Below are 12,320 nucleotides of genomic sequence, written 5' to 3' on the forward strand. Positions count from 1 at the left end.
GGTTAGGAGGCTCTGCTTACATGTAAGCTCTCTGGTTTTTACCTTCCATCCAGTTTACAAAGGCTCGGTTAACTACTTTGTTACCGCCCGGGGTTGGGTAATCACCGCTGAAATACCAGTCGCCGGTATGATCCGGGCAGGCTATGTGCAGGTTATCCAGGGTTTGGTATAAAACCTCAACTTTACACTTGATATCTTTTGGAGTGATGATCTGCGCTATGCGATCAGATATCTGCTGATCGGTAAACAAAGAGTAGATCTCTTTTACATAGTTCTTCACTTCTTCTTTTGGCAACTTGGCACTATCCTTACATTTCTGGTAAACATCCAGAATGATGTCTTCGCGATCCATCTCCTTCAGTAAGCTGATAGCCGCCTCAAAAGCCACGAATTCACCCATACGCGACATATCGATACCATAACAATCCGGGTAACGGATCTGCGGAGCAGAGGATACTACCACCACCTTTTTAGGACCTAACCTGTCTAATATTTTCAGGATGCTTTGCTTCAGCGTGGTACCACGTACAATAGAATCGTCCAATACTACCAGTGTGTCGGTATTCTTTTTGATCAATCCGTAAGTGGTATCATACACATGCGCTACCATTTCGCTACGGTCGGCATCCTGGGTAATAAAGGTGCGCAACTTTACATCCTTAATCGCTATTTTTTCAACCCTCGGCGCCATCTGCAATACCTCTGTTAGCTCCTCTTCACTTATCTTATCCTCACGGTTAAGCAGTTTATCACGCTGGTATTTTTTAACGTACTTGTGTATCCCCTCAACCATACCGTAAAAGGCGACTTCTGCAGTATTTGGGATATATGAGAATACGGTGTTTTTGATATCGTTATCAACTGCGTTCAATATTTGCGGACAAAGCAATCTGCCCAATTGCTTACGCTCACGATAGATAGACGAATCGCTGCCACGTGAAAAGTAGATACGCTCAAAGGAGCAGGCCTTTTTTTCCAGCGGTTCGCTAAACATGTCCTCGGTTATTTTACCGTTCTTTTTAACGATAAGTGCATGACCTGGGCGGATCTCTTTAATATCTTCAACAGGTACATTGAAGGCAGTTTGGATAGCCGGGCGCTCTGAAGCAGCAACAACTATCTCATCGTTATAATAGTAATAAGCCGGACGGATACCCACAGGGTCACGCATTACAAACGCATCACCATGACCTATAATACCCGCAATGGTATAACCACCATCCCAGTTTTTGGCCGATTTGCGAAGTATCTTGGCTACATCCATATCATTGGCTATCAGCTTGCTGATCTCCATGTTATCGTCCAAACCTTCGCGTTTGTATTGATCAAACAAGCCCTGATTCTCGGTATCCAGGAAGTGGCCTATTTTTTCCAGAACGGTTATGGTATCGGCTTTTTCTTTAGGATGTTGGCCCAGGTCGTACAATTGCTGTAATAACTCATCAACATTGGTCATGTTAAAGTTACCGGCAATAACCAGGTTACGGGTCATCCAGTTGTTTTGCCTTAAAAACGGGTGACAGCTTTCGATGCTGTTTTTGCCGTGAGTGCCATAACGCAGGTGCCCCAGTAAAACCTCACCGGTAAAGCTTACATTTTCTTTCAACCATTCGGTATCAGCCAGTTTTTCAGGTGCTTCTTTCTGAATGTCAGCGAATTTCTTCTGAATATATTCAAAAATATCAGCAACAGCATTTGATGCCATCGACCGGTGCCTGCTGATGTACCGCTTGCCAGGCTCAATATCCAGTTTAATGGTAGCAACCCCCGCGCCATCCTGGCCCCGGTTGTGTTGTTTTTCCATCAAAAGGTAAAGCTTGTTCAGGCCGTACAGAGCTGTTCCGTACTTTTTCTGATAATAAGACAGTGGCTTTAAGAGGCGGATAAATGCCACACCGCATTCATGTTTAATCTGATCGCTCATGATTTGGAATGAGGCTGCAAAGGTATCATTTTATAATGAACTATCCCCATATCAATTGTCATTAAACAGTAGTTTGTGGATAAGTTACCGCAACGTTAATTTTTTGCACACATCATTTACCTATTCGGGAGATAGAAAGATTGTGTAATTTCTATCTGGCCTAATGTAATGATCTTGTTTGTTTACACTTTACTAATTTAGCCTATTTGCTCCTACTTTGCAAAACCAACCATCTGGTGCAGTTTTACCGGATCATAGATTCTGCCACCTTTTATAATAACCGAAACATTACGGATATCCCTGATATTTTTTACCGGATCACCATCAATAATAACCAGATCTGCCTGTTTACCAGCTTCCACCGATCCGGTTTGTTTATCCATCTTCATCACAGTAGCCGGAATAATGGTAGCTGTTTTGATAGCCTGGGCAGGTGTAAGTCCGGCTTCTACATACAGCTCCAGTTCCCGGTCGAGGCTATAACCCGGGAAACCCATATCTGTGCCAGCCACAATAGGAACGCCTGCATCATACAGCTTTTTCACCGCCTGTAGCATACTTGCCATCAGGGGTATAACTTTAGTAGCCTGTTCCGGATCTTCCCCCATATTTTTAAACAAAGCCTGTAGTGGCAGCGGAAGGTTATAAAATGCAGGCTCAAGCAGTGTAATATCATCTTTTAAATTACGGAAAGCCAGCTCATAAACCCCTACCGTAGGATCAATAACCACATGATGCTGTTTAATAAAATCAATGGCTGCTATACTCTGCGGATCATTAAAATCAACAGACTTGTCGGCGTTCCGCTTCATGATCGAATAAACATATTGGATATGATTCACCATGTTCATTCCAGAATCAACACCTTGCTGTAGGGTCATTTCATTTGGGATATGTCCGGTTACCGTCAGCCCGAGGCGGTGTGCCTCATCACAAATTATCTTAACTATCTCAGGCTTTACCGAACTGTATATTTTTATCTGTACAAAACCATTTTCCTTATAGCGGTCAACCGCTTTGATAGCTTCTTCTTTGGTATCAGCCTGTATAATTCCTAAGGCTTTCTGGCCTTTGCCATCAATAATACCTGCCTTTAATATATTGGGGCCGATACCTTTATCACTGTCAATAGCATTCTTGATGGCGTTGATATATTCAAACTCATTACCACAATCCCTCACTGTAGTAACGCCAGCAGCCAGGTAGGCAGGTCCCCACTCGGCCTGCTCAAAATGCGAGTGCATATCCCACAAACCCGGTAAAATAGTTTTGCCTTTAGCATCAATTACTTTTACACCAGCAGGGATAGTTAGCGATCCGGCCTTGCCCGTGCGTACAATAACACCTTTACTGATCAGTATAACCGCGTCGGGAATGCTTGTACCGGTTACTACGTCATATAATGTCCCTCCTGTTATAGCAATGGTTTCATCAGTCGCAGTTGATTGCCCGGTGGCTTTTGTAAACAACTCCATACCATAAACAGCTGCCTTGCTGATGAGTTGCGGCAATAAGGCTTCATACTGCGTGCGCATCACCTCTAATTTATCCCCTTCGGCATCATTGGTGATCAGGCAGATGAGGTTGCCTTTATTATCAGCCCAGATCAACTCATTACCCCAAACCAAACCGCTGATGGTAAACCTGTCAAAGGTTACTGATTTGCCATTAAAACTCAATTCATCAGTCCCCTCCTTTTTTATTTGTACCGAACCAAACGGCAGGGTGCGGATTGTCGCTGGTTCAGGTTGCTTTTTCCAGTATTGCAACAGCACCTGCTGTACGGTTCCGGGCGAGTATCCCGCTACGGTAAAGCTGGGTGGTGATACTTTTTGCGTATAGGAAGAATCATTTACCCGGATGGTGGCCTCGCCGCCACGTATGGTAATTTTATCATCCACTTTTGAAAACCTTGAGGTACTGCCTTTTATGGTAAGTTCAAGTGGGTCGTTAACCGGATTTACTTTCAACTCTGCTTTTAGGGGCACCGGCGAACCACGGTCGACAAACTTAAAATCGATACTATATTGTATGGCGTCTTTATATTTATGCACCACATAGGTTTCTTTACCTATCTGCTGCGCGAATTTATGCAGAAAGAAAGTCCCGCTATCAGCCGGGATATTAGTTTGAGCGCTTGCATTTAAAAAAAATAACGCGGTAATAATAAACAGGATAGGCTTCTTCATAGATCAGGTAATGTTTTATAGGTGCGATAAATATATGACGATATTTTAAAAGCATCTGTTACAAGATCAATAAAAATATAATAGCCTCAATATATTTTCCGGTTGATGAAATATGCCAGCCTCTCCCCTTGCAAAACTTTTTAAACCTTAAATTTTAATAAATTTTAGTCAAAAATGGCCCGAAAACGATTCAAAAACATTCAAAAAACATCGATTTTAACACTTTTTAACAAAATTCAGTGTGGTTTTTAACGTGGTTTTGAAACTTTAAAAAGTATTAAAAATTGAGTGATTTTTATGCCCTTTTTCCCTCTTAACAAAACAGCCCGGTTATCTCTTTTCAGAAAAAACCGGGCTGGTATTGATATAAAGATACGAAAATTAGCGCTCAAATACAATCACATCATCAGCGGTTTTAATATTTAATATCCCGGAAAGTAATATTGATACGCGGGCCTGTATCGCCGGTTGTTTTGGGCACCTGGTGCAGCCAGTGGTGCTGGGTTTCGCCCTGCATAATTAGTAAGCTGCCATTGCTGAGCGCCATGGATACTTTGGCATTTTTTTGTTGTTTGTGTTTAAACTGAAAAGTACGCGTAGCGCCAAATGATGCCGAGGCGATAACAGGGTTGCCACTCAGTTCTTTTTCATTATCGCTGTGCCAGCCCATGCTATCCTCGCCATTGCGGTAAAAGTTGAGCAGGGCCGAATTAAATTGCTTATTGCATTGCTGCTCGGCTGCTTGTTTGATCTGGAGTAACAGCGGTGTAAACGGCAGGGGGATATTTACCACGCCAGAGTAGGTGTAAGTTTTACCGCTATCGGAGTACCAGGAAGTAAGGCGCGGAAAATTAACCTGCTTGCCATAGATCTTCATCTTATCCTGTTTCCACAGAACGGAATGCTTGAGCTCATTAAAAATGTCATAAACATCATCCTCCTGGTAAAAATTGGGATATAAGAATACTTCCCCATCAAACGGCAACAGGTTTTGACGGACGGGGCTAAATATATTCAATTGATTATCGGCGCTCATTTTTTAGAATCTTAATAGAATCAAGAACTAAGAGTCAAGAATCAAGACAAAACTCGATTAGTTCCGGCATCTACAAATTTAGACAAGGAATATGGATCACAGTTTAATATCATACACATACTTGTTATCTTTTCTTGACTCTTGATTCTTATATCTTAATTCTTTCCCCTACCGCCTATTTAAGCGTCTACGCTTAAATACCAAACAGGTGAGCGTCGACGCTCACCTAAAGTAAGGTTCAAGCGCAGACGCTTGAACCGGCGTAAGGCAAAGATTAAGACAATTCCGCGTTCCTCTTGATTCCTGACTCTTATATCTTGTTTCCAGCGCCGTCCTTGCTCCTTGCTCCTCAAATTCTTAATCAAAAAAAATCCGGCTTTACAGCCGGACTCTCTCATGTTTATGTAATTGGTTTGAAATGCAATAATTATAGCTTTTCGCCATGCTGGCTGATATCCAGACCCACAACTTCTTCCTCGGCCGAAACCCTCAGCGGCGATATCATATCGGTAATTTTAAGCAGCAGCATGGAGCCAAAGAACGAGAATATAGAAACACAGATCAGCGCTACCAACTGCACGATAAACAAATGCGTTTGGCCAAAAAATAAGCCGTTGCCAGTTAAATTGCCCGCGTTTACATGCTGATTGGCAAAAACACCGGTAAGCAACATACCCACCATACCACCTACACCGTGGCAAGGGAACACATCCAGCGTATCATCAATAGAAGTACGTGTGCGCCACTCCACCACCAGGTTACTCACTACGGCCGATATGATACCAATGGCCAGTGAATGCGGCACGGTAACAAACCCGGCTGCTGGTGTAATGGCTACCAGGCCCACTACGGCACCAATACAGGTACCCATAGCTGAAGGTTTGCGTCCGCGCAGCATATCAAAAAATATCCAGGTAATACCGCCCGCTGCCGATGCAGTGGTGCTTGTAGCTAAAGCGGTTACCGCTAAGGCATTGGCGCCAAAGGCCGAACCCGCGTTAAAGCCAAACCAGCCAAACCATAAAAGTCCGGTACCAATCATCACATAAGTGATACGGGCAGGTGAATGGTTAGCCTCGTTACGGCGTTTTAAATAAATAGCCGAAGCCAAAGCGGCCCATCCGGCCGACATGTGTACTACAGTACCACCGGCAAAATCAAGCACACCAAATTTGGCCAGTATGCCATCCGGGTGCCAGGTACAATGTGCCAATGGCGAAAATATAAATATCGAGAACAGGCAAAGGAATATAATGTACGAGTTGAAACGGATGCGTTCGGCAAAGGCACCGGTGATTAACGCCGGGGTAATGATAGCGAACTTCAGCTGATACATAGCGAATAACAGCAGTGGTATAGTTGGCGCGGCTTTCCAGGTGGCGTTGCCCAGCATACCCTTCATCATAAAATAGGTTGATGGATTACCGATGATACCATAAAAGCTATCGCCAAAAGCTAAACTAAAACCAAATATGCCCCACATCACCGTAATGATCACCATACAAACAATACTTTGCAGCATGGTTGATATCACGTTCTTTTTATTAACCATCCCACCGTAAAAGAAAGCCAAACCGGGTGTCATGATCAGAACCAGGGCCGTCGACATCAACATCCAGGCAATATCGCCGGTATTAAAGTGAGGATCGCCGGAATTTTTGAATTCTACAGATGGAAAAAGAAAAGTTAGTACTAAAATGACAAGAATTACTAAGAAAGGAAAATACCGTTTCATGGAAATATTAGAATTGCTTTGTAAAACGGCCTGAAAGTATGATTTTAATTATAAAAAAACGAAGAATATTAAGTTTTTGTTAAAAAATTACGAAAATTGAAAAATTAGAGCAGTTGAAGCACCCAATGAGGAAAAATACCCAGTAAAATTAGGATAAAACTTATGAATATTGATAAAATGAGCAAATTCACAGATTTTTTATTGCTTATTTCGACCATTTCCTTTCTTTTCAGAAATAAATTCAAAGGGATCTTGATATAGTAAAACAGCGAGACAACCGTAGTTAATGCCCCGGTAATCATCAGCAACATTAACCAAATGCTGTGCGTTTGCTGATAAACCCCATACACCGCCGAAAACACAAACAACTTACCGGTAAAACCAGCAGTTACGGGCAAGCCGGTTAATGAGATGAGGATGATCACAAAGCAAACGGAAGCTATGGGATATTTAAGACCCAGTCCGCGGTATTCTTCCACGTCTTCGGCGCCGGCTTCATTGGCAAAATAGGTAGCCAGCGCCAGTGCGCCGATATTGGCCAGTGCGTACACCAGCAGGTAATAGCTCAGTACCGATACGCTGTGCAAGGATAAAACCACAACAGCCATCAATGCGAAGCCAGTATGCCCAATGCTGGAGTAAGCCAGCATCCGTTTCACATTGGTTTGCAGCACCGCCGCGAAATTACCTGCTACCATGGTTACGGTGCCGATAAGGGCGAATGCAATACCTATATCAAAACCTTTCCAATAGGTGGTAAATATAAACGGCGAAATAAAATTGATCAGCAAGGCAAAGGCGGCTATTTTAGGCACGGTTGACAGGTATGCCGTAACCGGTGTGCTTGCTCCCTGGTATACATCGGGTACCCAGAAATGAACCGGCACGAAGGATAACTTAAACCCGATACCCAATAAAACCAATATCATGGCAAATGATGAACTAACCGGATTAACAGCCGACAAGTGCTGGATGCTATATTTAAATATAATATCTAAAGATCCGCTGAAACCATATAGCAGCGATATGCCATACAACATAATAGCTGATGATGCCGCGCCGAACAATACATATTTTAAACCCGCTTCGGTACTGAAAGCGTTTTCGGTACGGTAGGCTACCATCAGGTAAGAGGCGATAGAAACCATTTCGATAGCCAGGTAAATGGATAACAGGTTTACCGCCATCACCATCAAATGCAGCCCAAATACGGATGCTATGGCAATGGAATACAGATCGGACAAGCCTTTTTGGTGACCATTGAGCTTATTATCCCAACCGAAATACAACAACAGGATAAACGATAGCAGATCAATGATGAGTTTAAAGAATATGCCGCTACGGCTCAGCAGCAGCATATTACTAAATATCAAATGGTTTCCGTCAAGTATCAGCGCAAACTGCTTCAGGTCAAGATACACCACCAGCAACAAACCCGCGCAGGCTACTATACGGCATAACTTTAAAGAACGCTTACCAAATATCAAATCGGTTATCATGACTACAATAAACAGCAGCGCCAGGTAAACCTCGGGTTTAAAGAAGGCTATGCTGTCAAAAACAGATGATAAAGACTCGGATATATGTGATAGCAGATCGTGCATTTATTTTATTGTTATTTTTTTCTTTCCCCTCTTGAGAGGGGGTGTGTTGGGCTGAGTAATGGCAGGGGTGTGTTATTCCAAAAGCTATTAATCTGCTTTTATAAACACACCCCTCCGCCCCTCTCAAGAGGGGATTCGCACTTTCCCTTGCCCGCACAAATTATTATCTTTTTATTTCTATTGAACTATTACAGATTGATTTTTAGGGTATTTAACCTGGTACTTTAATTGTATTTTCTTATTATCCTGCGAATTTAGCATGAAATTCCAGGAAAGTTTGCCTGTAAGCTCATCCAGTTTTGCACCTGATATTTCCTGCTGCTCCACCTCGATGGCTGAGTTTTGCGAAACCGGCACCTGGTCTTCCACCAATAAACTCACAGGTTGGTTTTTGCGGTTCTTCACCTCGATGAGCCAGTTGCGCGTTTCTTTTTTATTGGGACCGAATGATTGGCGCTCGGTAAGATCCTTTTGCAGAGTACGGGTCACCACAATATTTTTATCGGCACCTAATGACAGGTTCAGCGTATCGGCAGTAGCCTGTGTATTGATCAATGATTTACCGATAAACGTACCTTCAAAAAACAGGTTCGCTTCGCCCGATAGGAAATTATACTTGTTCCAGTTGGTGAGCTGCGCGGTTAAAAACACATCGGTGCTTACTTTGGGCGCTACAAAATATTGGTAACTGGCGTTCAGATCAAATTGTCCGATCTCAACCGCATATTGTTTACCATCACTCGGCACAGAATATGGATTGGCAATATTAAACTCTACGTTGGTTTGATTTTCAACCGGTTTAACTTCTACCGGGATAGATTGCACACTGGCTGCTGCGCCCCGTATCCCGATACCTGGTGCTATACCTGCCACTGCTCCGGTTAAATCTTTTTTATATTCTGCCGAATAACCCGTTACCACCACTTCATTCAAATTTTTTGCTGAAGGCGACATCGTAACATTAATGAGCGGCATATTGGCTGGTCTTTCCACCGCCTCATATCCCATATAACTAAAAGCAAGATCGGGGCTATTTGGTGGTACCTGCAGGCTATAAAATCCCTGGGCATCACTAACCGTACCAATGGATGTTCCTTTAACTCTTATGGCAACGCCAGGCAAGCCATTACTTGAACCGGCTTCAAATACCTTACCGGTAACTTTGGTAACAGGTCCACTTTTGTTGGTGGAATACATACCCAAGCTCAAGTAATTGGGTGTAAGCTCGGGTTTGTTGCCACTGATGGTTGGATTACCTGTAGACAGCGTTACTTTAATATTTTTCCAGTCCTCGCCGCTTTGTTGTGATACATTGGCTTTATACGTAATACTGATAGGACTATTGACATTTTTTGCCCGGATATCATAGGTTGGATACCAACTGGCGTTTTGCACAACATAATTCAAGGTAAAGGTTGATTGTAAAGCGCTCTTGGCTGATACCGTTACCAAAACATTGCTGGTTATCTTGCTTCGGCCGTTAATGATAGTGACTATATGTTGATTAATCTTGTTCAGATCTTCGGTTAGGGCAGCAACCTGGTCATTGATATCCTGTTCTTTTTGTTTTATCTCGGTTAAGCGGGCTGTTTGAAAATCAAGCGCCTGTTTTAATTTGATTACATCCAGGCCATTCTTTTCACCACCGCCTATCTGGTTTTTGCCCAACATGTTTTTTTCTTCCGCATAAATCGGGAGCAGGCTATTTTTAAGACCGATTTTGTAATTAATGGCTTTTGCTTGAGTCTCCAGATCGCGGATCTCTTTTTGTTTAAGCTCATCGTTGGCATTGTCCAGTTCCTGCTTTACCGATAATATGGTAAATTCTCCACCGGCACTTACCTGCAGGCTCTGTACATCCATTCCTGGCGACATGTTACCGAAAACCAGGGTAGAAGTACCCGGGCTTACGCTGACCAGCGCCGTACGCGTTACTTGCGCACCGTTTAAGAAAACGGTTACTTTTTGAACTTTGGAAGCTATTTTTTGTCCTTCATCGGCTTTGGATGCCATCGCCATAAAAAGAAGAACCGCGGCGGTAGATAGTTTTTTGAACATCATGTCTTCGGTTAAATACATATCATCTGTTAATTGGCCCATGCGCGGCATTAAACCGGCTGGGTAAACTAAAGATGCATGGCTATGCATTTTTCCATAAAAGCATTGATGCTTATTCACCATTATTTATTTAAGCTGTAAAAACTGGATAAAAGCCAGTACAGAATCATTGATCTTATCAAAAACCAGCGAAGGCATAATGCCCAAAGCCAGCGCTATCAGCGCGAGGGGTGCCAGGGTCAGTTTCTCGCGCAAATTGAGGTCAGTAAGGGCTATTTTCCAAACATTACCGCCCTTTAATGATTCGGTGCCGAAAAACATGCGCTGCAATGTCCACAAAAAATAAGCGGCGCTCAGTAATATACCTACCGAACCGCAAACGGCCATCCAGTAAGGTAATAAACCATTTACCGTTGGCGATTTAAAAGCACCGGTTAAAGAAAATGCCTCGGCCACAAATGCCGAAAAGCCCGGTAAACCCAACGACGCGAAAAACGCGATCATCACAAAAGCGGTGTATTGTGGCATCAGCGTACCCAATCCCCGGAAATGGTTGATACCCCGGTCGTGCACCCTGTTGTACAGCACACCCACCAAAAAGAATAGCATGGTTGATAAAAACCCGTGGCTCACCATTTGCATTACCGCGCCGCTAACACCCTCGGCGGTTTGTGAGGCGATACCTAACAGCACAAAGCCCATGTGCGATACGGACGAATAAGCGATCATCCTTTTCAGATCTTTTTGAGCCAGGGCATTGAAAGCACCGTATAAGATAGATATCACACCTAATAGTCCCAACCAGAACGCACCTGTCGTGGCCACCTCGGGGAAGATGCCTAAACAAATACGGATGATACCGTACCCCCCTATCTTGAGCAGGATACCTGCCAGTATGATAGATACCGGGGTTGGCGCTTCCACGTGTGCATCGGGCAGCCAGGTATGCAAGGGCACTACCGGTACTTTGATGGCAAAAGCAACGAACAATACCACAAAACCAACCGTACGCGCAGGCATGCCCAATATGGTTTGATGACCTGCAATGGCAAACACAGACTGTGCATTGTAGTTGGCAGGGTTCATCATCTGGATGATATTAAAGGTATGATTGCCCGTTGCAGGGTCGGTAACGGAAAGGTACAGCCCCACCATCACCAGCAGCATAAATACCGAACCGAATAAGGTATACAGGAAAAATTTGATGGCCGCGTATTCCCTGCGCGCGCCACCCCACATCCCGATGAGGAAATACAGCGGTAACAGCATCAGCTCATAAAACAGGTAGAACAGAAAGAAATCCAACGCGCAGAATACGCCGATAACCGCCATATTCAACAGTAAAAACAGCAGGAAGAAACCTTTGAGATTACTCTTGATCTCCCATGACGACAGTGTGGCGATCACCATTACCAGCGATGTCATCACCAGCAGGCTGATAGACATGCCATCGATGCCTACAAAATAATCGATCTGCATTTTGCCCATGCTGCCCAGGTTAAGGGAGATCCAGGGAAGTTTCTGCACAAACTGGAACTGATCCTCATGATTAATACCCCCATAAGCCGCACCCGTTTTAAAATGCAGGTACATCCATATGCTGATGCCTAATTGTATCAGCGTAGCCGCTAGCGTGAGGTACTTAAAGCAGCCCCGCACAGACGACGGCAACACCATAATGATAAGGCCGAACAGTACAGGTACCAGTAATAGTAAGGTTAGTATATTCATGCGTCGTGTTAAATCTTGGAGCCAGGAATCAAGAGATAAGAAT

The 12,320-nt window shown here is 43.7% G+C and carries 7 protein-coding genes; all 7 read right to left on the minus strand.

Features of this window, described 5'->3' with window-relative positions; genetic code table 11:
• Positions 1-16: 16 nt before the first annotated feature.
• Entirely contained in the window at positions 17-1,924 is a 1,908-nt protein-coding gene (locus tag FHW89_RS17400; RefSeq protein ID WP_172336329.1) for an amidophosphoribosyltransferase, read from the minus strand.
• Positions 1,925-2,136: 212 nt separating this feature from the next.
• On the minus strand, positions 2,137-4,113 hold the full coding sequence (locus tag FHW89_RS17405) for an amidohydrolase family protein (RefSeq protein ID WP_172336330.1): 1,977 nt from the start codon (positions 4,111-4,113) through the stop codon (positions 2,137-2,139).
• A 415-nt stretch (positions 4,114-4,528) separates the two neighbouring features.
• Entirely contained in the window at positions 4,529-5,149 is a 621-nt protein-coding gene (locus FHW89_RS17410) for an alpha-ketoglutarate-dependent dioxygenase AlkB (protein WP_172336331.1), read from the minus strand.
• 427 nt (positions 5,150-5,576) lie between these two features.
• The gene (locus tag FHW89_RS17415; protein ID WP_172336332.1) at positions 5,577-6,884 is read right to left on the minus strand and encodes an ammonium transporter; all 1,308 of its coding nucleotides are present in this window, start codon (positions 6,882-6,884) and stop codon (positions 5,577-5,579) included.
• A 104-nt stretch (positions 6,885-6,988) separates the two neighbouring features.
• Positions 6,989-8,488, minus strand: a complete 1,500-nt coding sequence (locus FHW89_RS17420) for an NADH-quinone oxidoreductase subunit N (RefSeq protein WP_172336333.1) — start codon at positions 8,486-8,488, stop codon at positions 6,989-6,991.
• 177 nt (positions 8,489-8,665) lie between these two features.
• The gene (locus FHW89_RS17425; RefSeq protein ID WP_172336334.1) at positions 8,666-10,588 is read right to left on the minus strand and encodes a mucoidy inhibitor MuiA family protein; all 1,923 of its coding nucleotides are present in this window, start codon (positions 10,586-10,588) and stop codon (positions 8,666-8,668) included.
• Between the two features lie 84 nt (positions 10,589-10,672).
• Positions 10,673-12,277, minus strand: coding sequence for a NuoM family protein (locus FHW89_RS17430; protein WP_172336335.1), 1,605 nt, complete (start codon positions 12,275-12,277; stop codon positions 10,673-10,675).
• Between the last annotated feature and the right edge of the window lie 43 nt (positions 12,278-12,320).

The sequence above is a fragment of the Mucilaginibacter sp. SG564 genome (genome assembly GCF_013149275.1).
Taxonomy (GTDB): Bacteria; Bacteroidota; Bacteroidia; order Sphingobacteriales; family Sphingobacteriaceae; genus Mucilaginibacter.